The sequence below is a fragment of the Bradyrhizobium sp. th-b2 genome (assembly GCF_000426785.1).
Lineage (GTDB): Bacteria > Pseudomonadota > Alphaproteobacteria > Rhizobiales > Xanthobacteraceae > Bradyrhizobium > Bradyrhizobium septentrionale.
In genome coordinates this window covers 17,914-41,863 of the sequence record NZ_AUGA01000047.1, presented here as the reverse complement: position 1 = coordinate 41,863, position 23,950 = coordinate 17,914, and the positions used below count along the sequence as shown (strand labels likewise).

At 65.7% G+C, this 23,950-nt stretch carries 23 protein-coding genes; 16 read left to right on the top strand and 7 right to left on the bottom strand.

Annotation, left to right across the window (positions count from 1 at the left end; all coding sequences use genetic code 11):
- Positions 1 to 34: 34 nt before the first annotated feature.
- The 6 genes from K359_RS0136390 to K359_RS54060 all read left to right on the top strand — a co-directional run bounded on the left by K359_RS0136390 (position 35) and on the right by K359_RS54060 (position 5,054).
- Positions 35 to 1,375 carry an aspartate aminotransferase family protein gene (locus K359_RS0136390; protein WP_156928843.1) on the top strand — a complete coding sequence of 447 codons (1,341 nt, stop codon included), beginning with the start codon at positions 35 to 37 and terminating at the stop codon, positions 1,373 to 1,375.
- Between the two features lie 106 nt (positions 1,376 to 1,481).
- The gene (locus tag K359_RS0136385; RefSeq protein ID WP_029083670.1) at positions 1,482 to 2,747 is read left to right on the top strand and encodes a D-amino acid dehydrogenase; all 1,266 of its coding nucleotides are present in this window, start codon (positions 1,482 to 1,484) and stop codon (positions 2,745 to 2,747) included.
- Positions 2,748 to 2,898: 151 nt separating this feature from the next.
- Entirely contained in the window at positions 2,899 to 3,267 is a 369-nt protein-coding gene (locus tag K359_RS66335) for a GNAT family N-acetyltransferase (RefSeq protein ID WP_198031227.1), read from the top strand.
- Positions 3,268 to 3,632: 365 nt separating this feature from the next.
- Entirely contained in the window at positions 3,633 to 4,079 is a 447-nt protein-coding gene (locus K359_RS0136375) for a hypothetical protein (protein ID WP_029083669.1), read from the top strand.
- Positions 4,080 to 4,234: 155 nt separating this feature from the next.
- Complete coding sequence (locus K359_RS61925) at positions 4,235 to 4,420, top strand: hypothetical protein (RefSeq protein WP_156928842.1); 186 nt, start codon at positions 4,235 to 4,237, stop codon at positions 4,418 to 4,420.
- 34 nt (positions 4,421 to 4,454) lie between these two features.
- On the top strand, positions 4,455 to 5,054 hold the full coding sequence (locus K359_RS54060; protein WP_051346607.1) for a hypothetical protein: 600 nt from the start codon (positions 4,455 to 4,457) through the stop codon (positions 5,052 to 5,054).
- 99 nt (positions 5,055 to 5,153) lie between these two features.
- Here the strand turns inward: K359_RS54060 and K359_RS0136355 are convergent, their stop codons facing one another.
- Complete coding sequence (locus K359_RS0136355) at positions 5,154 to 5,795, bottom strand: TetR/AcrR family transcriptional regulator (protein WP_029083668.1); 642 nt, start codon at positions 5,793 to 5,795, stop codon at positions 5,154 to 5,156.
- A 151-nt stretch (positions 5,796 to 5,946) separates the two neighbouring features.
- Between K359_RS0136355 and K359_RS0136350 the strand changes: the two genes are divergently transcribed.
- The 3 genes from K359_RS0136350 to K359_RS0136340 are packed head-to-tail and all read left to right on the top strand — an operon-like array spanning position 5,947 to position 9,761.
- The gene (locus K359_RS0136350) at positions 5,947 to 6,444 is read left to right on the top strand and encodes a (2Fe-2S)-binding protein (protein WP_029083667.1); all 498 of its coding nucleotides are present in this window, start codon (positions 5,947 to 5,949) and stop codon (positions 6,442 to 6,444) included.
- The gene (locus K359_RS0136345) at positions 6,441 to 7,487 is read left to right on the top strand and encodes a xanthine dehydrogenase family protein subunit M (protein WP_029083666.1); all 1,047 of its coding nucleotides are present in this window, start codon (positions 6,441 to 6,443) and stop codon (positions 7,485 to 7,487) included. The genes K359_RS0136350 and K359_RS0136345 overlap by 4 nt, the downstream gene beginning before the upstream one ends.
- Before the next feature lie 3 nt (positions 7,488 to 7,490).
- Positions 7,491 to 9,761, top strand: a complete 2,271-nt coding sequence (locus K359_RS0136340; RefSeq protein ID WP_029083665.1) for a xanthine dehydrogenase family protein molybdopterin-binding subunit — start codon at positions 7,491 to 7,493, stop codon at positions 9,759 to 9,761.
- Positions 9,762 to 9,949: 188 nt separating this feature from the next.
- Here K359_RS0136340 and K359_RS0136335 read toward each other — a convergent pair whose 3' ends face one another.
- Positions 9,950 to 10,597, bottom strand: a complete 648-nt coding sequence (locus tag K359_RS0136335; protein ID WP_035977743.1) for a cupin domain-containing protein — start codon at positions 10,595 to 10,597, stop codon at positions 9,950 to 9,952.
- Between the two features lie 182 nt (positions 10,598 to 10,779).
- Here K359_RS0136335 and K359_RS0136330 point away from each other — a divergent pair, with 182 nt between their 5' ends.
- The 4 genes from K359_RS0136330 (at position 10,780) to K359_RS0136315 (ending at position 14,596) form a co-directional block, all read left to right on the top strand.
- Positions 10,780 to 11,547 carry an ABC transporter substrate-binding protein gene (locus K359_RS0136330; RefSeq protein WP_029083663.1) on the top strand — a complete coding sequence of 256 codons (768 nt, stop codon included), beginning with the start codon at positions 10,780 to 10,782 and terminating at the stop codon, positions 11,545 to 11,547.
- 173 nt (positions 11,548 to 11,720) lie between these two features.
- The gene (locus K359_RS0136325; RefSeq protein WP_029083662.1) at positions 11,721 to 12,374 is read left to right on the top strand and encodes an amino acid ABC transporter permease; all 654 of its coding nucleotides are present in this window, start codon (positions 11,721 to 11,723) and stop codon (positions 12,372 to 12,374) included.
- Positions 12,371 to 13,102, top strand: a complete 732-nt coding sequence (locus K359_RS0136320; protein ID WP_029083661.1) for an amino acid ABC transporter ATP-binding protein — start codon at positions 12,371 to 12,373, stop codon at positions 13,100 to 13,102. Before K359_RS0136325 ends, K359_RS0136320 begins: the two co-directional genes overlap by 4 nt.
- 201 nt (positions 13,103 to 13,303) lie before the next feature.
- Entirely contained in the window at positions 13,304 to 14,596 is a 1,293-nt protein-coding gene (locus tag K359_RS0136315; protein WP_029083660.1) for an FAD-binding oxidoreductase, read from the top strand.
- Between the two features lie 7 nt (positions 14,597 to 14,603).
- Here the strand turns inward: K359_RS0136315 and K359_RS0136310 are convergent, their stop codons facing one another.
- Together K359_RS0136310 and K359_RS0136305 are read right to left on the bottom strand one after the other, a co-directional pair.
- Positions 14,604 to 15,473: a dienelactone hydrolase gene (locus K359_RS0136310; RefSeq protein ID WP_245284822.1), complete on the bottom strand. Its 870-nt coding sequence runs from the start codon at positions 15,471 to 15,473 to the stop codon at positions 14,604 to 14,606.
- A gap of 122 nt (positions 15,474 to 15,595) precedes the next feature.
- Positions 15,596 to 15,997 carry a PaaI family thioesterase gene (locus tag K359_RS0136305; RefSeq protein WP_245284821.1) on the bottom strand — a complete coding sequence of 134 codons (402 nt, stop codon included), beginning with the start codon at positions 15,995 to 15,997 and terminating at the stop codon, positions 15,596 to 15,598.
- Positions 15,998 to 16,291: 294 nt separating this feature from the next.
- On the opposite strand from K359_RS0136305, the gene K359_RS0136300 reads away from it, so the two are divergent.
- A complete protein-coding gene (locus K359_RS0136300) occupies positions 16,292 to 17,500 on the top strand; it encodes a GAF domain-containing sensor histidine kinase (RefSeq protein ID WP_051346606.1) in 1,209 nt (402 codons plus the stop codon).
- Positions 17,501 to 18,220: 720 nt separating this feature from the next.
- Here K359_RS0136300 and K359_RS0136295 read toward each other — a convergent pair.
- Positions 18,221 to 19,810 carry a gamma-glutamyltransferase gene (locus K359_RS0136295; protein ID WP_029083656.1) on the bottom strand — a complete coding sequence of 530 codons (1,590 nt, stop codon included), beginning with the start codon at positions 19,808 to 19,810 and terminating at the stop codon, positions 18,221 to 18,223.
- A gap of 123 nt (positions 19,811 to 19,933) precedes the next feature.
- On the opposite strand from K359_RS0136295, the gene K359_RS0136290 reads away from it, so the two are divergent.
- On the top strand, positions 19,934 to 20,707 hold the full coding sequence (locus tag K359_RS0136290) for an enoyl-CoA hydratase-related protein (protein WP_029083655.1): 774 nt from the start codon (positions 19,934 to 19,936) through the stop codon (positions 20,705 to 20,707).
- A gap of 12 nt (positions 20,708 to 20,719) precedes the next feature.
- Here K359_RS0136290 and K359_RS0136285 read toward each other — a convergent pair whose 3' ends face one another.
- The gene (locus tag K359_RS0136285) at positions 20,720 to 21,733 is read right to left on the bottom strand and encodes an NAD(P)-dependent alcohol dehydrogenase (protein WP_029083654.1); all 1,014 of its coding nucleotides are present in this window, start codon (positions 21,731 to 21,733) and stop codon (positions 20,720 to 20,722) included.
- Positions 21,734 to 21,935: 202 nt separating this feature from the next.
- On the opposite strand from K359_RS0136285, the gene K359_RS0136280 reads away from it, so the two are divergent.
- Entirely contained in the window at positions 21,936 to 22,805 is an 870-nt protein-coding gene (locus K359_RS0136280) for a DUF2066 domain-containing protein (protein WP_035977733.1), read from the top strand.
- A 50-nt stretch (positions 22,806 to 22,855) separates the two neighbouring features.
- On the opposite strand, the gene K359_RS0136275 is transcribed toward K359_RS0136280, so the two are convergent.
- Positions 22,856 to 23,809, bottom strand: a complete 954-nt coding sequence (locus tag K359_RS0136275; protein WP_029083652.1) for a helix-turn-helix domain-containing protein — start codon at positions 23,807 to 23,809, stop codon at positions 22,856 to 22,858.
- Between the last annotated feature and the right edge of the window lie 141 nt (positions 23,810 to 23,950).

Below are 23,950 nucleotides of genomic sequence, written 5' to 3'. Positions count from 1 at the left end.
CCGGGAAGAGTGGTCCGACTAGGCATCGTCAGCAATGGAGCGCGCCGTGACCGTTCATCAGATTCCGAACACCATCAAGACCGAATCGCTCTGGATGCCGTTCACGGCCAACCGGCAGTTCAAGAAAGCGCCGCGGCTGTTCTCCTCCGCCAAGGGCATGTACTACACCTCGGTCGACGGCCGGCAGGTGATCGACGGCTCCGCCGGTCTCTGGTGCGTCAACGCCGGCCATGGCCGCCCGCAGATCGCGTCCGCGGTCGAGCGGCAGCTGACCACGCTGGACTTCGCGCCCTCCTTCAACATGGGCCACCCGCTGGCGTTCGATTTCGCCGAGCGCCTCGCCGAGATCGCCCCGAAGGGGCTGGATCGCATCTTCTTCACCAATTCGGGCTCTGAATCGGTCGACACCGCGCTCAAGATCGCGCTGGCCTATCATCGCGCCGCCGGCCAGCCGACCCGTACCCGCCTGATCGGCCGCGAGCGCGGCTATCATGGCGTCGGCTTCGGCGGCATGTCGGTCGGCGGCATGGTCGCCAACCGCCGCCAGTTCGCGACCCATCTGCCTGGTGTCGACCATATCCGCCATACCCATGATATGGCGCGCAACGCCTTCGCCAAGGACATGCCGGATCACGGCGCCGAGCTTGCCGATGACGTCGAACGAATGGTGGCGCTGCATGGCGCCGACACCATCGCCGCCGTGATCGTCGAGCCGGTGCCGGGCTCGACCGCGGTGCTGCCGCCGCCGAAGAATTATCTGCAGCGGCTGCGCGAGCTCTGCACCAAGCACGGCATCCTCCTGATCTTCGACGAGGTCATCACCGGCTTCGGCCGCCTCGGCACGCCGTTCGCCGCCAACTTCTTCGGCGTGACGCCCGACATGATGACCACCGCCAAGGGCATCACCAATGGCAGCGTGCCCTGCGGCGCGGTGTTCGCAACCCGTCAGATCCATGACGCGCTGATGACCGGCCCCGAGGGCATGATCGAGCTGTTCCACGGCTACACCTATTCGGCGCATCCGGTGGCCTGCGCCGCCGGTATTGCCACGCTCGACATCTACAAGGATGAAGGCCTGCTGACGCGCGGCGCGCAGTTTGCCGATTATTTCCGCGATGGCCTGCATTCGCTGAAGGGACTGCCGAACGTCGTCGACATCCGCAATATTGGCCTGATGGGCGCGGTCGAAGTCGCGCCGCGCGATGGTGTCGTCGCCGCGCGCGGCTACGACCTCATGGTCGACTGCTTCAACAGCGGGCTTTATCTGCGCATGAGCGGCGACTCGCTCGCGGTGTCGCCGCCCTTGATCGTCGAGAAGAAGCATATCGACGACATGGTCTCGATCCTGAGCGATGCCATCAAGCGCGTGGCCTGATAATTGCTAGCTATTCGTCGCTAGCTCTACAAATTGCTGTCGCCGTTGCGGAGCAGAGTGGTTTCGCAGCGGCGATTGCGTTTGTTGCTGCAGGATGTGAGGAAAAGTGAAGGTTCTTGTTCTCGGCAGTGGCGTGATCGGCGTCACCTCGGCCTATTACCTTGCGCGCGCCGGCCACGAGGTGACGGTGATCGACCGTCAGCCGAAGCCCGCGCTGGAAACGTCGTTCGCCAATGCCGGCGAAGTGTCGCCGGGCTATTCGTCGCCCTGGGCCGGTCCCGGCGTGCCGGTGAAGGCGGTGAAGTGGCTGCTGATGAAGCACGGCCCGCTGGTGATCCGCCCGAAGCTCGATCCCGTGATGTGGCTGTGGCTTCTGAAGATGCTGCGCAACTGCACCACCTCGCGCTACGCGGTGAACAAGAGCCGGATGATCCCGATCGCGGAATACAGCCGCGACTGCCTGCAGGCGCTGCGCAATGACATCGGCATCCGCTATGACGAGCGCGCACGCGGCACGCTGCAGCTGTTTCGCGAGCAGGCCCAGCTCGATCATACCGGCGATGACATCGCGGTGCTCAAGCAATATGGCGTGCCGTTCGAGGTGCTCGACCGCGAGGGCTGCATCAAAGCCGAGCCTGCGCTCGGCTCTGTGAAGCAGAAATTCGCCGGCGGGCTGCGGCTGCCGCATGACGAGACCGGCGACTGCCACATGTTCACGCAGGCGTTGGCGCTGGAAGCCGAGAAGATCGGCGTCCGCTTCAGCTTCAACGTCGGCATCGACGGTCTGAATGCGGACGCGACCCGCATCACCGGCGTTGCGACCAGCGCCGGCATGATGACCGCCGATGCCTATGTGCTGGCGCTCGGCAGCTACTCGCCGCATCTGGTGCGGCCGCTCGGCATCTCGCTGCCGGTCTATCCGGTGAAGGGCTATTCGATCACGGTGCCGATCAAGGACGCCGCCGGCGCGCCTGAATCGACCGTGATGGACGAGAGCTACAAGGTCGCGATCACTCGGCTCGGCGATCGCATCCGCGTCGGCGGCACCGCCGAGATCTCGGGCTATTCGACCAAACTCTACGCCGCGCGGCGCGCGACGCTGGACCATTCGCTGACCGATCTGTTCCCGCGCGGCGGCGATCTTCCCAAGGCCACCTTCTGGTGCGGCCTGCGCCCGATGACCCCGGACGGCCCGCCGGTGATCGGCGCGACGCGCTTTGCCAATCTGCACCTCAACACCGGCCACGGCACGCTCGGCTGGACCATGGCCTGCGGCTCGGGCCGGGTGCTCGCGGACATGCTCTCCGGCAAGAAGCCCGAGATCGACACCAAGGAGCTGTCGATCAAGCGCTACGATCACCGGTTCGGGTAACGGCGTTTTCCAGACGCCGTCCCACGCGCGGATACCGGTATTGCCGGTGTGCCGGCTTCATCGAAGGAAGCAAAGTGAATGCAGACGCAGCAGACCGTTGCCGGATACGAGATGTCGACCGATGCACGCCGCCTGAACCTGGATGTGATTCATACGTTCCTGGCAGAGCAGAGCTATTGGTCGCCGGGCAAGATCGATCGTCGAGCGCGCGATCGAGAATTCGCTCTGCTTTGGCGTCTATCACGGTGCTGCGCAAGTTGGCCTTGCGCGTGTCGTCACCGACAAATCGACTTTCGCACTGCTTGCCGACGTGTTCATCCTGGAGGGACATCGCGGCAAGGGTCTGTCGAAGTGGCTGATGCGTTGCGTTGTCGAGCATGAGGACCTGCCAGGCCTGAGGCGCCTCCTGCTCCTGACGTCGGACGCGCACGGATTGTACCGCCAATTCGGCTTCGAAGCGCTCGGCAATCCATCCCGTTTCATAGAAGTTGTTCGCCCGGATATCTATCGGTCGCGTTGACGGCCTCGTCAGGGCGGTGCATCAGCCGCCCCCGTCCGGTCGAATGCGAACGAATCCGCATGGTCACAGGCGCCCCGTCTCGAGCGGGGCTTCTTGTTGCATCATCGCGAAACAGCCCGGCACGACGGCCGGGCTGGATCATGAATATTCACTAGTTTGCAATACCGGCATCAAACGAGATTATCGCCGTCCAGTCTGTTCACTTCAGCACACTTGTGCGGGCTTATGCGGTTCATATGCGGCGGAGCTTGCAGCGCTCTCGAATTCATATCCCGCTCTGAAGATATTGAGCCCGATGCAAGCGCCCCGCGGACGCCAGGCCGCCGAGGCTCGGCCGCACGTGCGAGCGCGAACGGGAACAGGTGATGTCGTCTTCGCTTCAGATTACCGCCGGCGACCGGATCATCGAGCCGATGATCGCGCTGGCCGGTTGCACGACCCAGCAGCGCATTGTCGTGGCCGGCTCGAAGAGCATGGAGTTGATGTTCGAGCTGCAACGGCGCGGCTATCTGCGCGCCGCAGCGACCGGCAATTGCGGCCGTCCGGCCGGCCAGTACGATGCCGCTTTGGTCGATTGGCGGCGCCGCACCCTTCCTGCGCTTGAGCCGGCACTGGACTGGCTGGCGAATTTCCTCAACGCCCGTGCGGTGCTGGTGGTCTGGGTCGACGCACAGAAGGCCGCGGCCAACCAGAGCCTGCGCGCCTCGCTGGAGCGGCGCGGCTTCGTCGTCGAGCAGGGCATCGTGCATCAATACGGTTGCGCGCTGTCGGCGCGGAGGTCGCAGGCCCATCCGTTGCAGCTGGCGGCCTGACGCGCTGCTGATTGCGCAACGGCAAACGCCGCTAGAGCATGATCTGGAAAAGTGTGTAGCGGTTTTCCGAAAAGATCATGCTCAAAGCAAAGAGATAGAGCGGGATGACGATTCGAAGAAGAGTCATCCCGCTCGGGTCCCGAAGGGAAACTCCGATGTCCAAGGTACGACGCGCGGTTATTCGCGAATGGATGACGCTGGCGCGCGAGAAACGGCACTCCGGCGAGCAGGCAGCGGCCTTTGCAACGGCGGCGCTGCAGCGGCACGATTTGCCGCGCAGCCGGCGAACGCCGCACGCGATCATCATGCGGTGGCTGTGGCCGCGCACCGGGCGTCCTTGAGCGCCGCCACTTGCAATCAACAGCAGAGCGATCGATGCGTGGCCCGGAGTCTGAACTGTCCCCGCGTGAACCCCGCGGCGCGGACGATCTTGTCGCCGAAATCGCGAGGTCAACGTCCGACGCTGCGGCACGCAGCGCCGCGGCGCTCGCGCTGGTGTGTTGCGACATCATTGCCGGCGAGGGACCCACTGTGGCCGGCCGGGCGCATTTCTCGCGAACGATCGACGCCGCTGACGCCGCGTTATGCGCGCGCATTCTCTGCGTTGCCGGCCGCACCGGGGATTCGGTCAGCCGCGCCGAAGCCGACGCGCTGTTTGCGATCGATGCCGCGGGGAGCGAGCGGTGCGATGACGGATGTTTCGATGACCTGCTCGCGAAGGCGGTGCTGCATCATCTGATGGGCGTGGCCGGCGCCACCATTCCCGGCCGTGAACAGGCGCTGGCTCGCGACAATCCGCTTGCTACCTGGGTAACGGCGATCGCGCTCGCCGGGGAGCCGCGATCCTGGCTCGCGGATCATCTGGACTGGATGAAGCCGTCATCCCCGGCCGCACGCACGATCGATGCCGTGCTTCATATCAATCCGGCAGGACCCCGGCTGCCGCTCGGCGTTCTCTTCAATATGGCGGCGTGAACGTATTTCGTGGCCCCACGGGCGTAGCCCGGATGCGCGCAGCGATATCCGGGGCCGCTCGTCCCGCATGTCGCTTCGCTCATGCGATCGCACCAGCAACTAGCGCGATGTTTTGAGGCTGGCTTTCTTTCGTTCCGGTTTCGGCTTGCGGGATTCCGTCATCGGCCGTACCCGCAACCCGTCCACGAACACATCAAGCAACCTGAGCGCCGTGGTCTGCCAGCCCGGCTGGTCGTGCATGTAGCACATGCCGATCAGCGCGCGCAGCACGTCCTCGGCGCTGATGTCGTTGCGGATCGCGCCGGCCGCGACCGCGCGCGCCAGCAGGGTGCCGATGGCCTTGGTCAGGCGGTCGAACGAATAGGCGTGCAGCTCGCTCGAGCCGGCCGCGACCAGCGCAAGTGCTGCGACCATGCCTTTTTTGGTGGCGACGAATTCGACATTGGCGCGCAGCCAGCGCCGCAGCGCGTCGACCGGCTCGGGCGCGCTCTGCAACTGCTCGGCAAGGTCGCCGAGCTGCTCGACCTCGCGGCGATAGACCGCCTCATACAGCGCCTCGCGGGTCGGGAAGTGGCGATACAGCGTGCCGATGCCGACGCCGGCATGGCGCGCGACGGCCTCGAGGCTCGCCTCGCTGCCGCCGGCCGAGAACACGGCCTTCGCCGCCTCCAGCACGCGCTCGCGATTGCGCACGGCGTCGGCGCGCGGCTTGCGAGCAATTTCTGTTGATGGACCGGCCATTGTTTTTTCTTCTCGCCCTCCCTTGTAAACGGAGGGCGCCTCCGTATATGGCGACCAGCACCCGGCCTGACAAGGCGCGCCGATCACCGATCGGCGGCCACGGGACGGCGTTGCCCTGATTCAACCGACCATACACGGATCGGAGCCCCGCATGAATCTCCCACTCAGTCTCACCATCAACGGTGTCCGCCGGGAAATTGTCCTCGACGACCCCCGCGTCACCCTGCTCGACCTGTTGCGCGAGCGGCTCGACCTCACCGGAACCAAGAAGGGATGCGACCGCGGCCAGTGCGGCGCCTGCACCATCCTGGTCGACGGCCGCCGCATCAATTCCTGCCTCGCGCTCGCCGTCAGCCATGACGGCGCCGAGATCTTGACCATCGAAGGCGTCGCGCGCGGCGATCAGCTGCATCCGGTGCAGGCCGCCTTCATCGCCCATGACGGCTTCCAGTGCGGCTTCTGCACGCCGGGCCAGATCATGAGCGGCATCGGCCTGATCCAGGAGGGGCAGGCCGGCGATGATCCGGAGCGCGTGCGCGAATGCATGAGCGGCAATCTCTGCCGCTGCGGCGCCTATCAGGGGATCACCGAGGCCGTGCTCGAGGCACAGAGCAGTATGACCACTGCAAAACAGAGGCGCTCCGCATGATGAATTTCGATTATGTCAGGCCGGCCAGCGTCGCCGATGCGATCGCGGCGGCCTCCGAAAACGGCGCGACCTATCTCGCCTCCGGCACCAATCTGCTCGACCTGATGAAGGGCGGCGTCAGCCGGCCGAGCCGCCTGGTCGACGTCACGCGGCTGCCCGGGCTCGATCGCATCGAGCATCTGGCCGATGGCGCGTTGCGCATCGGCGCACTGGTGCGCAACGCCGAACTCGCGCACGACGCTGGGTTCGCGCGCAATTATCCCGCGGTGGCCGAAGCGCTGCTGTCGGGCGCATCCGCCCAGCTTCGCAATGCCGCGACCGTCGGCGGCAATCTGATGCAGCGGACCCGCTGCGCCTATTTCTACGACGCCGGCAGCGCCTGCAACCGGCGCTGGCCGGGCGCCGGCTGCGAAGCCTTGAAGGGCGAGAACCGCCTGCATGCGGTGCTCGGCTGGAGCGAAAGTTGCATCGCGACCCATCCGTCGGATTTCTGCGTGCCGCTGGTCGCGCTCGACGCGGTCGTCGAGATCGAGGGCAAAAGCGGCCGGCGCGAGCTGCCGCTCGAGGCGCTGCACCGCTTGCCCGGAGAGACACCGGAGCGCGAGACTGCGTTGGACCGCGGCGACCTGATCGTCGCGCTGCGCCTGCCGGCCGGAGCACAGGCTTTTGCCAAACATGCCCGCTACATCAAGGTGCGCGAGCGCACGTCCTATGCTTTCGCCGTGGTCTCGGCCGCGGCGGCCTTGCGCATCGAGGATGGCAAAATCCGGGACGCGCGGCTCGCGCTCGGCGGCGTCGCGGCAAAGCCATGGCGGACGCGCGAGGCCGAGCAGGTGCTCGCAGGTCGCGCGGCGGATGCGGCCAGCTATCGCGAGGCGGCGCGTGCCGCGCTCGCCGACGCAAAACCGTCCGGCGACAACGCCTTCAAGATCGAGCTCGCGCAACGCATCGTCGTGCGCGCGCTCACCCTTGCTGCCGCAGGCACGCCGGATCGTATCCCCGCGCTGCCGGGCTCTCCCTTCTCATCCGTTGCAGGAGCGTGACGCATGACAGCTGAACTCAATCTGACCCGCGACCCCGCCCATCTCCGCCATGGCTCGAATATCGGCCAGCCGCTGACCCGCACCGAGGGCGTGCTCAAGGTGACCGGCAAGGCCCGCTATGCCGCCGACAATCATCCGCCCGGCATGGCCTATGCGGTGATCGCGACCAGCTGCATCGCGCGCGGCCGCGTCACCGCGCTCGACGTCGCCGCCGCCAAGCGCCACCCCGATGTCATCGACGTGATGACGCCGGCGCACAAGCCCGAGCTGGCGGAAGACCCGGACGCCAAGGGCAATCCGTTCGCCTTCCGCATGGAGCTGTTGCAGAGCGACGAGGTGCGCTACGCCAACCAGGCGATCGCGGTCGTGATCGCCGAGACGCTGGAGGCCGCGACCGAAGGCGCTGCGCTGCTGTCGCCGCGCTATCAGGTCGAGATCGCGCGCGTCGGCCTCGACGCCGGCGAGGCCTATGCACCGCCGGTGGTCGGCATCGGCAATCCCGCCGAAGTTCGCCACGGCGACATCGATGCCGGCCTCGCCGCGGCCTCGAAGCTGACAGATGCAACGTATGAGACGCCGGCGCAGTATCACAACGCGATGGAGCCGCATGCGATCGTCGCGGTGTGGGACGGCGACCGTCTGTTCATCGATACGCCGAGCCAGGGCATGGCAATGGCGCAGATGCGGATCGGTGGGCTGTTCGGCATTCCGCCGGCGAATATCCACATCAATAGCCCGTTCCTCGGCGGCGGTTTCGGCTCCAAGGGCCTGGTCTCAGGCCCGCAGGTGCTCGGCGTCATGGCGGCGAAGCTGGTCGGCCGTCCGGTCAAGCTGGTGCTGCGACGGAGCCAGATGTATGGCCCGGTCGGCCATCGTTCAGCGACCCGGCAGCGCATCCGCATCGGCACCGACGATGCGGGCCTGTTGACAGCGCTTGATCACGAGGCGCGCATTGCGACCTCGAGCTTCGACGATTTCTACGAGCCCGCTGCGGACGCCTCGCACACGCTCTACGCCAGCCCTGCGATCCGCACCGCGCATGAAGCGGTGCGCGTCGACACCGGCACGCCGCTGTTCATGCGCGCGCCGGGCGAGGCCACCGGATCGATTGCGCTGGAGAGCGCGATCGACGAGGCGGCGTTCGCCTGCGGCATCGATCCGCTGGAGTTCCGGCTCAAGAACTACGCCGAGGTCGAGCCGACCACCGGCAAGCCGTTTTCCTCCAAGGCGCTGTGGCAGTGTTACGCGAAGGCCGCCGAACGTTTCGGCTGGGCGGGACGTCCATTGCAACCGAAGCAGATGCGCGACGACAGCGGTTTTCTGGTCGGCTGGGGCATGGGCACCGCGACGTTCCCCGCGCTGATGTTCCAGGGCAATGCCCGCGCCGTGATCCGCGCCGACGGGCGCGGCGTGATGGAGAGCGGCGCGCATGACATGGGGCAGGGCGCCTGGACCGCGCTGACCCAGATCTCGGCCGACGCGCTTGCCCTCGACCTCGATCAGATCGCGTTCCTGTCGGGCACGTCGGACCTGCCGGATGCCGGCATCGCCGGCGGCTCGGCGCATACCGCAACGGTGGGCGCCGCGATCCACAATGCCGGCGCGGCCGTGATCGCAAAACTCGCCGAGCTCGCCACCTCCGACCAGCGCTCGCCGCTGTTCGGCGCCGGCAATGCCGGCGTGGTGGCGCGCGCGGGGCGACTCTATCGCCGCGACGACGATGCGCGCAGCGAAAGCTATGCCGACATCCTGACGCGCGCCGGCGTTGCCGAGGTCGAGGCCAGCGGCACCGGTGCGGCCGATCCCGCGGCGCAATCGCGATATGCGATGCACGCGCATGGCGCTGTCTTCGCCGAGGTCAAGGTCGATCCCGAGCTCGGCCAGATCCGCGCCACCCGGCTGGTCGGTGCGTTCGCCGCCGGCCGCATCATCAATCCGTTGATGGTGCAGAGCCAGCTGCGCGGCGGCATGATCTGGGGCCTCTCCTTCGCGCTGCATGAGGAAGCGGTGATGGACAAGCGATCAGGCCGCATCCTCAACGCGAACCTCGCCGAATATCATGTGCCTGTTAATGCCGACGTGCCGCCGATGGAGGTGATCACGGTCGACGAGCACGATCCGCACGTCAATCCGCTCGGCATCAAGGGCGTCGGCGAGATCGGCATCACCGGCAGCGCTGGTGCAGTCGCCAACGCCGTCTGGCACGCGACGGGGATCCGCGTACGGAATTTCCCGATCAAGATCGAGGAGCTGGTGATGGGGTTGGGAAGTTAGCGGACGTTCCGCGAGAATTGTCCTCGGCGTCGTCCCGGCGTAGGCCGGGACCCATAACCACAAATGTAAGTTGTGACGCGGCGCTGGGGCCTCAGCCTTCTTCAACAACACGACCCTGTGGTTATGGGTCCCGGCTCCCGTGCGCAATTGCGCACTAGGCCGGGACGACGAACGGAGAGAGCGAAGCCTTACCCCGCCGCGGTCACGCAATTCACCCACAGCACCACGGCCTTGGCATCATCAGCCGGGTTGGAAAACCGGTGCGGGCGGCGGCTGGCGAATCTGAAACTGTCGCCCTGCTTCAGCGTCCAGGTTTCGGTGTCAACTGTGAGCGTCATCTCGCCCTGAAGCACGAGGCCGGCCTCTTCGCCGTCATGGGTGTAGAACTCGTCGCCGGTGTTGCCGCCGGGCTCGAGATGCACCAGGAACAGGTTGAGCCGGCTCTCGCTGCCGGCCGGGCTCAGCAATTGCTTCGAGATTCCGGTGCGCCACAGTTTCAGCTCGGCGCGCTGGACCTCGCGGGTCACGACGCCGCCGGCGCCGTCGTCGCGCGGCGTCGCGCCGAACAGCGCGGCGATGCCGACGCCGAGCACGTCGGCCAGTGTTGCCAGCACACGCAGCGAGGGCGACGACAGGCCGCGCTCGATCTGGCTGATGAAGCCGATCGATAGATCGGTGCGTGCGGCGACCACCTCCAGCGACATCTGCTTGCTGCGGCGCAGGTCGCGGATGCGGCGGCCGACCGCAAGATCCATCGCCGGCTCGGCCGGTTTCCCGACCGGTTTTTTGGCGGCGCGGCGTGCCGTCGCGGGCTTGCCTGCCGCGCCTTTGCGCATTCTCTTGCCGCCGCTCACGTCAGTCCGCTTCCTTCATGTGCATGAAAACCGCTTGCATTGGCCGCGGTTTCGTGACCACAATTTCATATTGGTGAAAATAGGCCGGAACGGCGTCGCCCGCAACCAAAACCGCTCTACAGCGGACGACGCGGCGCCGGCGGCCAGCTTCGGGAGGTGTTGCGATGTCGTTTCAGCGTCTCGTCCAGGCCGCGGTCGCGGTGCTCGCCCTTGCCTTGAGCGCACCGTCGCAGGCGCAGCAGGTGCTGAAGGTCGGCTCGACGCCGACCGGCATCCCCTTCACCTTCCTCGACACCAAAACCAACTCGATCCAGGGCATCATGGTCGATCTCGCCACCGAGATCGGCAAGGATGCCGGCTTTTCCGTGCAGATCGAGCCGATGCAGTTCTCGGCGCTGATCCCCTCGCTGACCGCGAACAAGATCGACATCATCGCGGCCGCGATGTTCGCCACCGCCGCGCGCAAGGAGGTGATCGATTTCTCCGATCCCGTCTATAGCTATGGCGAGGGTCTCGTGGTGCCGAAGGCCGACACCAAGGCTTACACCTCGCAGGAAGATCTGAAGGGCACTGTGGTTGGCGCCCAGGTCGGCACCGCCTTCGTCGACGCGCTGAAGAAGACCGGGCTGTTCAGCGAGGTCAAGGTCTACGACACCATTCCCGATATCCTGCGAGACGTGAATGCCGGCCGCCTCAAGGCCGGCTTTGCCGACTATCCGATCCTCGCCTACAATCTGCAGCAGGGCAATTTCGCCGACGTGCGGCTGGTCGACGGCTACAAGCCCGTGACGGTGGGCACGGTCGCGATCGGCGTCCGCAAGAGCGACACCGAGCTGCTCGCCAAGATCAACGCCTCGCTGGCGAAGCTGAAGGCCAACGGCACGATCGCAAAGATCCTCGAGAAATGGGGCCAGAAGGCCAGCGCTTCGTGAGAGCGTGTGTGCTCCGAAGTGATCCGTCATCCTGAGGTGCGAGCGGAGCGAGCCTCGAAGGGTCGACGGCCACCAGCCGGGCCGTGCATCCTTCGAGACGCGGCGAAGACGCCGCTCCTCAGGATGACGGTAGTAATACTCGAGCACGTGACGGGACTGGATACGACTAGTCGATGCAAAAATTCTTCCATGACGCCGTCGAGTTCGTGCCGATCCTGCTGCAGGGTGTCTGGCTGACCATCGTCGTCACGATCGGCTCGCTGGTGCTGTCGACCGTGCTCGGGCTGGTGTGGGCCTTGATGCGGGTGTCCGGCATTCGCATCCTCACAGGCCTCAGCGCCGTGCTGATCAACGTGATCCGCGGTATCCCGATCATCGTGCTGCTGTTCTACATCTATTTCGTGATGCCCGATTTCGGTATCGCGCTCTCGGCGCTGCAGGCCGCGATCATCGGGCTCGGCATCGCCTATTCGGCCTATCAGGCGGAAAACTTCCGCGCCGGCATCGAGGCGATCGACAAGGGGCAGATCGAGGCGGCGCAGACCATCGGCATGGGCTGGTGGCTCACGATGCGCCGGGTGGTGCTGCCGCAAGCGGTCAGGATCATCCTGCCGCCCTACGGCAACATCATGATCATGATGCTGAAGGATTCTTCGCAGGCCTCGACGATCACGGTCGCCGAGCTCGCGCTGCAAGGCAAGCTGATCGCCTCCTCGACCTTCAAGAACACCAGCGTGTTCACGCTGGTGGCGCTGATGTACCTCACCATGAGTATTCCGCTCATCCTGCTGGTTCGGCACTTCGAGAACAAGGCGAACCGCAAATGATCGAGCTTCGCGACGTGCACAAGAGCTTTGGCAAGGTCGAGGTGCTGAAGGGCATCACCGCCTCGGTCGCCAAGAGCGAGGTGGTCTGCATCATCGGCCCGTCCGGCTCCGGCAAGTCGACCATCCTGCGCTGCATCAACGGGCTCGAGAGCTATGATCGCGGCGAGATCAGCGTCGAGGGCGCGCGCGTCGACCAGGGCGACCGCTCGATCGTGGCGATCCGCACCCAGGTCTCGATGGTGTTCCAGCGCTTCAACCTGTTCCCGCACCGCACCGCGCTCGAGAACGTCATCGAGGGGCCGCTTTATGTGAAGAAGGAGCCGCGTGAGGCGGCGATCGCGCGCGGCCGTGCACTGCTCGCGCAGGTCGGGCTTGCCGACAAGGCCGAGGTGCACCCGCCGCAATTGTCCGGCGGCCAGCAGCAGCGAGTCGCGATCGCGCGGGCGCTGGCGATGCAGCCGAAGGCGATCCTGTTCGACGAGCCGACCTCGGCGCTCGATCCGGAGCTGGTCGGCGAGGTGCTCTCGGTGATGCGCAAGCTCGCCGACGACGGCATGACCATGGTGGTCGTCACCCACGAGATGGGCTTCGCCCGCGACGTCGCCGACCGCGTGCTGTTCATCGACGGCGGCGTCATCGTCGAGCAGGGCGCCGCCAAATCCGTTCTCAACCAACCGCAGCACCCGCGCACCCAGGACTTTCTGCGCCGCGTGCTGCATCCGCTGTGATCAGCCGGAGTTCCAACGCATGGGCTTTGCCTCTATTGTCTCCGCACAAGCGGTCCACCTCTCCCCTTGTGGGAGAGGTCGGATTGCATCGTCAGATGCAATCCGGGTGAGGGGTGACGCTCTCTCGTGGGACCTGAACCCCTCACCCGGCGCTGCGCGCCGACCTCTCCCTATGGGAGAGGTCAAACGCCGGTCCCGACCATGACCTTACCGACCCGCCTGCCGCTGCCACCGAGCCTCTACGCCGACACCGCGGTGGAAGCGACACCAACGCCTCCGCTTACGACCGACAAAAGCGTGCCGGTCGCGATCATCGGCGGCGGCTTCACCGGTCTCTCCACTGCGTTGCATCTCGCCGAGCAGGGCGTGCTTGCGACCGTGCTGGAGGCGCAGGAGCCGGGCTGGGGCGCGTCCGGCAACAATGGCGGGCAGACCAATCCCGGGCTGAAGCACGACCCCGATCAGATCGAGCAGGATTTCGGCGCCGATCTTGGCCGCCGCATGATCGACTTCTCCTACGGCACCACCAATTTCACGCATGAGCTGATCCGCCGCTACCAGATCCCCTGCGAGGCGCGGCAGAACGGCACGCTGCGCGCCGCCTACAATGAGGCCAGTGCGGCGGCGATCGCGACGACGGCACAGCAATGCATCCGGCGCGGTATGCCGGTGAAACTGCTCAACGCCGCCGAAATGCGCGAGATGACCGGCAGCGATCGTTATCTCTGCGCGATGCTGGATGCGCGCGGCGGCGACCTGCATCCGCTGAGCTATGCGCGTGGCCTGGCGCGTGCCGCGATCGGCGCCGGCGCCGCCGTCCATGGCGAGACGCCGGCGCTGTCGTTGCGCCGCGACGGCGGAAGCTGGCGGATCGAGACCCCGCGCGCGGTCGTGCATGCCGACAAGGTATTGCTCGCGACCAATGGCTTTACCGATGATCTGTGGCCGGCGCTTCGCCGCACCATCGTGCCGGTGTTCTCCTCGATCGCGGCGACTGCGCCGCTGTCTGAGGCGGTCGCAGCCGCGATCATGCCGACGCGGCCGGTGCTCTACGAGAGCGGCCACATCACGGTCTATTACCGCATCGACCAGCACAATCGGCTCTTGATGGGCGGCCGCGGCCCGATGCGCTGGATCATGGGCCCGTCCGACATCTCCTATCTGATCCGCTACGCTGAGCGGCTGTGGCCGCAGCTCAAAGGCGTCAGCTGGACCCATGGCTGGAACAGCCGCCTCGCCATCACCGCCGATCATTATCCGCATGTCCACGAGCCCGCCGAGAACTTCTTGATCTCGCTCGGCTGCAACGGCCGCGGCGTCGCGCTTTCGACCGCGATGGGCGCGCAGCTTGCCCGCCGCCTGATCGGCGGTTCCAAGGCCGAGATCGACATGCCGATGACGGGCATCAAGCCGATCCCGATGCATGCGTTCTGGCGCGTCGGCGTGACTGCGGCGGTGCTGACGGGGCGGGTGCGGGATAGGCTCGGGGTGTAGCTTCGCGCTATCGCGTTCCAGCATTGCCCAGATGCGCTCTGAAGAACGCAACGGCTTCCGCGTACAAGCGCTGATGAAACGCGACCCGATCGAAGCCCGGCGCGTCGGTGCAGATGCGGGCACTCTCCTTCGTCTCTCTCGGCGTGCAGACGGCAAGGAATGAGAAGTGTTTTGCATCCCCCACAAAATGATAGTCGGGCTTGGACGGAAGCCTGTCTTTGACATCAGCAGCGCAGCAGCCGGATAGGCCGTCGGCGTTCTGTGCTGGGTCGGAACTCCACAACTGAACCGGGATCGCCACGCTCTTGAGGTTTTCCGTCGGGAAGACGAACACCGGATAGGGATCGATGATGACCGCGGCCTTGATGCGTGGATCATGGACGACCGGCCCGCTCGGCTTTTCTCCCTCTTCGAGTTCCTTGCAGGCCCGCAAGCTCGACGTCTGGCAGTTCGGCAGGCCCTTGCGGAGATCGGGCTCACCGCCCATCGCGGCGAGGCCAGTGTAGCCACCCCACGAAAAGCCAAACAGACCGATGCGGCCGGCGTCAATGTGTGCCGCGTCCGGCCAGCCTCCGAGCGCGTAGTCGATCGAACGCTTGATGTCGGCGGGGCGCTCGACCATGACGGCAAGGCTGTCGGTGCCGCTGGTGTCGCGCTCGGTGTCGGTTGGATGATTGATCGTCACAACGATGAAGCCGGCATCCGCCAGAGCCTCCGCGGCGTCATGATGACCACCGAGCCATCCGCGCCGGCCGTGCGAGATCACAATCAGCGGCAGTCTGTCTCCCATGATCGGACAGTCGTTCACGCCGAAGAAGGATCTGCCGTCGCGAGCATCGATCTCGTGCGGGGGCTCGGCGCAGGGATGCCATGCCACCCCTCTGATCGCAGGCCCGTCAGCGCCGGCGGGAACATCGAAGTGTCGTAGCCCGGCCGCCTGCGCCGTGGAGACCGCAAGCAACAACAGGGCTGAAAACGCGAAAGAAGGGCAACGCATGGCTATCGCTTGTCGAGAACCCGCAACTCGGCCGTGGCGCTGGCGACCGTCAAATTGTCAGCGTCGATCAGGTCGGCCTCGACGATCATGTCGCGGTCGGTCTGCGAGACGACCTTGGCCTTGGCCGTGATCGGGCCGACGCGCGCCGGCTTGAGAAACCGCGTGGTGAGCGTTTTGGTCACCACGGTCTTGGTTGTGGGAAGCGCTGCGAGGGCGCCGAGGCCTGTAGCCGAATCCAGCATCGCCGCGAGGAAGCCGCCCTGGATCGTTCCATGCCGGTTCGTGAACAAGGGCTGCGCCGCGAAGCGGATCGAGGAGATTTCGCCGTCGAAGCCCAGCCACTCCCGTCCAAGGAGTTGAGCGCCGGGCGGCACGTCTGCACTTGCATCACTCAAGCCGGTCACCTCGGTTGTTGTCCGGCCAAATGTATCAGCCCGCTTGCGGCCTGCAATGTCTCCCGGCGCGCCCGTCGCGAAATGCCAATCACTGAGTTGCGCGACGGCGCAAGCCCGCCACGACGTCGGTGCGATCCAAGGTCGGGAGGAGCCGGGAACCATCTTTGATGTGGACAGCGGTCGAAGTTTCGGGCCATCTTGAGATTGTTGACTATCCCTTAGTGTGCGACCCGCGATGGGGCATTTTCTGTTCCCGGCGTTTGCGTGGAGTGAGCCCGAATTTCCGAATTGATTGCAGCGGACTTGAAAGATTCGTCAGCCGCCGCGACGAACGAACTCCCCGCTGACCTGAAGGCCGACATCCTCGCGATCGGCCGGATTGATGCGGTTCCGACCATCCTCGACGTCGTGTGCCGCACCACGGGCATGGGCTTTGCCGCGGTGGCGCGGGTCACGGAAAGCCGCTGGATTGCGTGCGCGGTCCGGGACAACATCTCGTTCGGACTTGCGCCCGGCGGTGAGCTGGAGGTCCAGACCACGATCTGCGATGAGATAAGGGCGAGCGGACACGGGGTTGTCATCGACCACGTTGCCGAGGACCCGGCTTTTCGCGACCACCGCACGCCGGCGATGTATGGATTTCAGAGCTACATCTCGATTCCGATCGTCCTCGCCGATGGCACATTTTTCGGGACGCTCTGTGCAATCGATCCGCATCCGGCGAAAGTGAACACGTCGGAAGTCGTCAACATGTTCAAGTTGTTCGCTTCGCTGATCGCATTTCACCTGCAAGCGCAGGAGAGGGGCGCGACCAGCGAGGCGGCGCTGCTAAGCCATCGACAGACGGATGAGCTTCGCGAGCAGTTCATCGCGGTGCTGGCGCACGATTTGCGCAATCCGCTCGCCTCGATCGACGCCGGCATGAGGCTGTTGCTGAAGGAGCCGCTCAACGAAAAGTCGACGACCTATGTCGGGCTGCTTCAGAACAGTGTGAAGCGGATGGCGACCCTGATCGACGATGTCATGGACTTCGCGCGCGTCCGTCTCGGCGGCGGCTTCAAATTGAAGCGCAGCGCCGACGCGCAATTGCTACCGGCGCTTGAGCACGTCGTGAATGAATTGCGGGCGGCGTGGCCTGATCGCGTGGTCCAAACCGATTTCGTCATCGATCGGGGCATCAACTGCGATCCCGCCCGGATCGCGCAATTGTTGTCCAACCTGGTCGGCAATGCCCTGAAGCATGGCGATGGCAATTCACCGATCACGGTGTCTGCCGTAACCGACAGCGAGGGCTTTGAGTTGTCGGTCGCGAATGGCGGGGCACCGATCTCTCCAGCTGTCATCGAGAAGTTGTTCCAACCTTTCTTTCGCGTTGCGCACCAGTCCAGTTACGAAGGGCTGGGTTTGGGCCTCTACATCGCCACGGAAATTGCGCGCGCCCACGGCGGCACACTTGAGGTGACGTCCTCCGCCGCCGAAACACGATTCACGTTCCGGATACCTCGCTGCTGATCCGACAGCGTCCGGCCACCTGAGCCGGCTCGCGCGTGAGACGCCATCGCGAAAACGCCAATCACTGAGTTGCCCGACGGCGCAAGCCCCTGCGGCAAAAATATTTCTATTTATCGGAATTGCAACTCGGTGTATGGTCCGTCCGTCTCACCCGATCGAGGGGCGGCTCGCGATCGTCACGAACGTGGTGTGAGATGCGGTGGACGCCGAGCGTGCAACTGACGAGAGCACGCGAGGCGGACGGTGAAGTCGTGTGGTCCTGACGCCCTTGCGGCCGGTGTCTCGTCGCAACACGCGAAGGCGTGATGCGGGGGCGGTGACAAGCAAGCCCAGTCTCGCCGGGGAGAGCACGAAGTAAGCCGTAACCCATCGCGCAGGGAAAGCCGGATTGCTCCGGTTACACCTGTGGTCCTACCCCCGAGCTTTCTACCCTTTGCTCGGGGCCCATGGGTGCGATCGGCACCCGGCTTTCCCTGCGCCCTCTGTTCAAGAGAGGGCGGAACGAGAAGCAAGGCTCGGGCAGAACATGTCGCGAGAACGCGGAAGTTTGTCTCACAAGCGGCACCACACACTCAGTGTCGTCCCGGCCTTGAGCCGGGACCCATAACCACGAATGCGAATTGGCTTGCCGAGCTGAGGCCACAGCTCATCTTAACAACACCTGTGGTTATGGGTCCCTGCTTTCGCAGGGACGACAATTTCAGTGAAGCGTCCGCGATCTCACCCCTCCGCCACGGCATCGCCCCACGGCTGGAACGGTTCGGTGGCGCCAAAGTTGGTGGTGCCGTCGCGCAGCACGAGGCTCGGGCAGGCGAACTTCATCGGCAGGGTCTGGGTGCGGGCCTCCTCGAAGTCGAAGCGGCCGCGCAGCGCGTCGCGCACGGCGGCGGGAAGCCTGACGTTGCCGGTCACCACATTGCCCTCGCTGGTGTCGATCCGCGGGTGATGGATCGCGGCGTCGAGATCCATGCCGAAATCCATCACGAAGGAGAGCAGCTGCGACACAGCGGGCAGGATGCGGCGGCCGCCCGATGCGCCGGCGGCGAGACGGCGGCCGTCGGCGGCCTCCGCCACGACCGGCGTGTAATTGGTCAGGCAGCGCTTGCCGGGCGCCAGCGAGTTCGGTGCACCTTGCGTCGGGTCGAACCACATGATGCCGTTGTTCATGGTCAGCCCGGTGTTCGGCGTCACGAATCGCGAGCCGAAGTTCGACAGCAGGGTCTGTGTCACTGCCGCCATGTTGCCGTCGCGGTCGACCGCCGAGAAATGCGTGGTGCAGGCCGGTGCGATCGCATCCGCCCCGAGCGCGCGGCGGCCGTCGACGTCGCCCATCTCCTTCAACCGCTCGCGATAGGCGGCCCGCAGCGCCTCGGCGTAAGCCGTATAGGTCGCCGCATCCGGACCGCCTTGTGCAGGTTCGAACGCCTTCTGCAGCAGGCCGAGCGTGCGCGCCATGGTCGGACCCGCGGTCATCTCCGGCGTCGCATAGACCGTGCCGCCGCGATAGGGGATCCGGAGCGGCTCGCGCAGATGGGCGCGGAACGACGCGAGATCGCGCACCGACAGCGTGCCGCCTGCAGCCTGGATGTCGTCGGCGATGCTGCGCGCCAGATCGCCCTCGTAGAAATCGCGCGGGCCGGCCGCGGCAAGCTGTGCCATCGAAGCCTTGAGCTTGTCCTGCGGCATGCGGACCTCGGACTTGATGCTCCATTGCGCATTCGGCGGCAGTCCGTCCAGCAGATAGGCCGCGGCGCTGGCGGGATAGCGCCGCAGATCGGCGGCCGAGCTTGCGATCATCGCGGTGGTCCACCAATCGACCAAAAGGCCCTCGCCGGCGAGCTTGACGCTCGGCGCCAGCAGCTCCTTCCACGGCAGTTTGGCGTGGCGGCGATGCGCCTCCTCCATGCCGGCGACGACGCCGGGTACTGCGATCGAGCCGGGGCCGTGCAGATTGCGGTCGTCCTTGACCCGGGCCCAGGGGAACAGGTCGGAGGCCGCGCCGCCGGTCAGCGGATAATCCTCCAGGCGCAGGCCGCCGGGCGCGTGCATGCCGTAATCGATCACCTCGACGCGGTTCTCCTTGGCGCGGTACAGCACCATGCCGCCGCCGCCGCCGGCGCCGCTCATCCAGGGCTCCAGCACGCCGAGCGCGAAGGTGGTTGCAATCACCGCGTCGACGCAATCGCCGCCCGTTGCCAATACCTCCACGCCGACCTCGGCCGCCTTGCGCGACTGCGCCGCGACGATGCCGCCCTTGGCAGAGACGGCGGGCTTGCGGATCACTTGCGAGTTGGAGAACTGGTCGGACATGGCGTTGCTTTCGCTGTTCTTGTTGCGGGCGGGGCACGTTGGCGTAGCATGCCAAGCATGGCACAGTAAGCGCAAGAGAGTGGCACAAGAAGCTCAATAACAAGCAATTCCAGGGAGAGGAAAATGACCGCAGTGAAGCGCGAACGGGACGGCAAGGTCGGCATCCTGACGCTCAACGACCCCGCAAGCCTGAACGCCATGACACCGGAATTGCTCGGCGATCTCGCAGCCGCTGTCGGCGAGATGACCAGCGACACGGGCATCCGCGCGCTGGTCTTGACCGGGGAGGGGCGCGGTTTTTGCTCGGGGCAGAACCTCAAGGCGTTCCAGTCGCTCGGCAACGACATCGTGACCGGCGTGATGACGCATTACTGGCCGGCGATGCGCGCCTTGCGCGAGTGCAGCCTGCCGGTCGCGGTCGCGGTCAACGGCGTCGCGGCCGGCGGCGGCTTCAGCCTCGCGATGTCCGGTGACATCATCCTGGCGGCGCGCTCGGCGAGCTTCATCCAGGTGTTCAGCCGGATCGGCCTGGTGCCCGATCTCGGCTCGACGTGGCTGTTGCCGCGCCTGATCGGCCGCCAGCGCGCACTCGACCTGATGTTGCTGAACGAGCCGCTGTCGGCCGAGCGGGCGAAAGAGTGGGGATTGGTGCGCGAGGTCGTCGATGACGCAAGACTGCTCGATGAGGCGAAGGCGCTCGCCCGCCGCCTCGCCGATGGCCCGACGCGCGCGCTGGTCGCGACCCGCCAGCTGCTCGAGGAGAGCGAGCATGCGAGTTACGCCGACCAATTCCGCCGCGAGATCGAGCTGCAGTCGGTGATCCGCGAAAGCGCCGACGCGAGGGAAGGCCGCCAGGCCTTTGTCGAGAAGCGCAAGGCCCAGTTCACGGGGCGCTAGGCTTTGGTGGTCCTACCCGATTGCAATCGCGACCTTGCCGAAATGCGCGCCGCTCGCCATGTGGGCGAACGCGTCCTTGACCTGGTCGAAGGCGAACACCTTGTCGATCACGGGCTTGACGCCGTGCATGCTGATGCCGTCGCACAGCGCCTGCAAATCTTCGATCGAGCCGACGGTGACGCCCTGCAGCCGCTGCTGCTGCATTACCATCAGCGGCAGCCGGGAGTCCGCCGTTGCCGGACCTGCGAGCACGCCGATGAAGGCGATGGTGCCGCCGATCCTGGTGGCGCGGATCGACTCGTTCAGCGTGCCGACGCCGCCGACCTCGACGACGAGATCGACACCGCGCCCGGTCAGCTCGCGCGCTTTCTTGCCCCAGTCGGGCGTGGTCTTGTAGTTGAGCGTGACATCGGCGCCGAGCTGCTTCAGCCGCACGATCTTGGCGTCGCTGGACGAGGTCGCGATGACACGGGCGCCGCACATCGTGGCGAATTGCAGCGCGAACAGCGAGACGCCGCCGGTGCCCTGGGTCAGCACCGTCTGGCCCGGCTTGATGTCGCCGAGCTTGACCACCGCGCTCCACGCCGTGAGTCCCGCGCAGGGCAGTGCGGCAGCCTCGATGTCGCTGAGATGGTCGGGCGTGCGCACCAGCGCATGCGCGGGAAATACCCGGTACTCGGTCAGCACGCCGTCGACGCTGCCGCCGAGCGCCGCGCGCATTCGCGTCTCGCTCGGTTCGCCGCCGAGCCAGCTTTCGAAGAAGCTGCCGACAACGCGATCGCCGGCCGCGAAAGTCTTCACGCCGGCGCCGACCGCTTCGATGATACCCGCGCCGTCGGACACCGGCACCAGCGGGAATTTCTGGCGCGAGCCATAGCCGCCCTTGACCGTGAGCAGGTCGCGATAGTTCAGCGTCGCGGCCTTCAGGCGTACCAGGACTTCGCCCGGACCGGCCTGCGGAACCGGCTTGTCGACCAGCGCCAACGCGTCGACGCCACCGGGGCCTTGCAACTCGTAACATTTCACGGAGCGTCTCCTGCCGGATGTTGTTGTGACGGGCAGCGCTCCCGGCGCCGCCGCGCATCCGCTCAGCATATGCCAGCCCTGTCATGCGTGGCCAGAGCGTGTGGCGCAGCCGATGGAATGGCGCCCATGTCCGGACGCGTTGGCGCTGCCGAAAAATACCACCAATCTGAGCCGATAATGACGTGACCGAGCGGAGGTGACCATGGCTGCCTTGCTTGAGACGAAGCACAATCTGATTGCCACGTTCGCACGCGGTGTGGTTCGAGCGCTGCTTGCTGTTGCATTGATCTGTTGCAGCGGCGCGATGGCTGCGGCGGACGACAACCTCTATCGCGCGCAGACCGTCGTCACCGGCGAGGGCGAGCCGAACCGGATCATCGGCTTCGGTGCGTGCCTCGAGGACGTCCTGATCAAGGTCTCCGGGCAGCCGATGCTGGCAGGCGACCGCCGGCTTGCCGCGTACAAGTCGAAGGCCAAGGAGTTCGTCAGTGGCTTCGACTATCACGACCAGTATGCCGGCAAGCCGCATCATGACGAGCAGGGCACCCGCGACCGGCCCTATGACCTGACGGTGGATTTCGACGACAAGAAGATCGACGGCATTCTCGGCAAGCTCGGCCTCAAGCCGTGGCGGTCGCGACGGCCGGTGCTCGGCGTGTTCACCGAGATGCAGCACGGCCCGAAGGATTACGTCGTCACCGCTGATGGAACGCAGTCCGATCTGCAGCGCGACGCGCTCGCAGCCGCGGCCGGCAAGCGCGGCATGCGCTTCGTGCTGCCAAGCGCGGCGGCGCTGACGAGCGCCAACGTGGCCGCAGCCGGGCTCCTCAAGGTGACGCCCGCGAAGCTGACCTCGATCGTCGCGCCGCAGGGCGGCGAGGCCACGCTGGTCGGACGGCTGGTTTGGGATGACAAGGATCTCGGCTGGGCGACGCAATGGCAGATGGCGTGGCGCGGCAAGGACTACAAATGGCAGGTCCGCGGGGTCACTTTCGACGAAGCCTTCCGCCGCGGCGTCGGCGGCGCCGCGCAGGTGCTGTCGGGTAACGGCGATCCGGGGCGATCAAAATGAGCTTGCGCGAGCCTGGCGCCGTCATCGCGCTTGAGCGCGGGCTGATCGTTCTACCCGGCGTAGCCGAGCGTCTGCGACGGGTATTCCCCGAACATCGCGCGGTAGTATTGCGAGAAGCGCCCGAGCTCGATGAAGCCTTGTTCGATCGCAACCCTGGACACCGTGGTCTGGTCCGGCGTGCTTTCGCGCAGGATCTCGCGGACCGTGCAAAGCCGCTTGTAGCGCAGGAACGTCACCGGGCCGACGCCGAACACCTCGTGGAAGGCGCGGTGCAGGCTGCGTCGCGACAGCCGAAGCTCGCCGCAGATCTCCGAGACATGGACGGGGCGGGCGCCCGCGGCGTGCAGGTAATCCTCGACGTGGCGTACCAGCCTCATTGCCGACGGCAGATAGCTCGATCCATCTGGAGGCAGCGACGTGATCGCCGTCGCCCTCACGCAGTCGACGATCGCGCGCTTCCAGAATTCGGCCGACGCATCCGACAGCGCGTCCGGATAGCGGGCGAGATGCGAGACGATCTGCGGCAGCCGGTCCGCCCCGACCATGCCGATCGCGGGGTCGGCGCGAAAGTGGTTCTTCGCCTGCCATGTTTCGGCATCGGCGAGCCGCGGGTCACCGCCGAATATGTCGGGCAGATCCGCCATGTCGAAGCGAATTGCGGCATAGGACGAGGCCTTGTGAAACACGCCGTCATGCTCGACCGATGGAGGAATCACCAGCACGTCGGCCGGCTGCATGTCGAAAGCCCAATGCGTGACGCGGTCGGTGGCGTTCAGCAGCATTCCGATGATCAGCTTGTCATCTGCGGACGTGCGCTGGGTGCGAACCCCGACATTGAACGCGCCGATGCTGAGCGAAAAATTGCCGATCCCGACATGAGACAGCGTGCCGCGCAGCCTGCCGCGCTCAAGCTGCATGACCTCGACATGCGAGCCTTTGACGGCGTCGTGAAGTCCCTCGAAGCCGTCGAGCTCGCCGGTGCTAACCGTCAGATGCTCGCCCATATCCACGCCCACAACTGTAGCGCGATTAGTTCACGAATACCAAGTATTCGACGTCAGAAGAAAGTGCGCCCGCGACAACTTGCCCAGATTGATTTGATTCGCGTGGCGAGACCATGATCTCGTTCTACAAACGTGCGGATT

Bases quoted from the DNA above. Each gene is read 5' to 3' on its own strand.
- K359_RS0136375 (WP_029083669.1), top strand. From the start codon at position 3,633: ATGTCGTCTTCGCTTCAGATTACCGCCGGCGACCGGATCATCGAGCCG.
- K359_RS0136325 (WP_029083662.1), top strand. From the start codon at position 11,721: ATGCAAAAATTCTTCCATGACGCCGTCGAGTTCGTGCCGATCCTGCTG.
- K359_RS54060 (WP_051346607.1), top strand. From the start codon at position 4,455: ATGCGTGGCCCGGAGTCTGAACTGTCCCCGCGTGAACCCCGCGGCGCG.
- K359_RS0136330 (WP_029083663.1), top strand. From the start codon at position 10,780: ATGTCGTTTCAGCGTCTCGTCCAGGCCGCGGTCGCGGTGCTCGCCCTT.
- K359_RS0136315 (WP_029083660.1), top strand. From the start codon at position 13,304: ATGACCTTACCGACCCGCCTGCCGCTGCCACCGAGCCTCTACGCCGAC.
- K359_RS0136275 (WP_029083652.1), bottom strand. From the start codon at position 23,809: ATGGGCGAGCATCTGACGGTTAGCACCGGCGAGCTCGACGGCTTCGAG.
- K359_RS0136335 (WP_035977743.1), bottom strand. From the start codon at position 10,597: ATGCGCAAAGGCGCGGCAGGCAAGCCCGCGACGGCACGCCGCGCCGCC.
- K359_RS0136320 (WP_029083661.1), top strand. From the start codon at position 12,371: ATGATCGAGCTTCGCGACGTGCACAAGAGCTTTGGCAAGGTCGAGGTG.
- K359_RS0136390 (WP_156928843.1), top strand. From the start codon at position 35: ATGGAGCGCGCCGTGACCGTTCATCAGATTCCGAACACCATCAAGACC.
- K359_RS0136350 (WP_029083667.1), top strand. From the start codon at position 5,947: ATGAATCTCCCACTCAGTCTCACCATCAACGGTGTCCGCCGGGAAATT.
- K359_RS0136340 (WP_029083665.1), top strand. From the start codon at position 7,491: ATGACAGCTGAACTCAATCTGACCCGCGACCCCGCCCATCTCCGCCAT.
- K359_RS61925 (WP_156928842.1), top strand. From the start codon at position 4,235: ATGTCCAAGGTACGACGCGCGGTTATTCGCGAATGGATGACGCTGGCG.
- K359_RS0136355 (WP_029083668.1), bottom strand. From the start codon at position 5,795: ATGGCCGGTCCATCAACAGAAATTGCTCGCAAGCCGCGCGCCGACGCC.
- K359_RS0136280 (WP_035977733.1), top strand. From the start codon at position 21,936: ATGGCTGCCTTGCTTGAGACGAAGCACAATCTGATTGCCACGTTCGCA.
- K359_RS0136345 (WP_029083666.1), top strand. From the start codon at position 6,441: ATGATGAATTTCGATTATGTCAGGCCGGCCAGCGTCGCCGATGCGATC.
- K359_RS0136290 (WP_029083655.1), top strand. From the start codon at position 19,934: ATGACCGCAGTGAAGCGCGAACGGGACGGCAAGGTCGGCATCCTGACG.
- K359_RS0136295 (WP_029083656.1), bottom strand. From the start codon at position 19,810: ATGTCCGACCAGTTCTCCAACTCGCAAGTGATCCGCAAGCCCGCCGTC.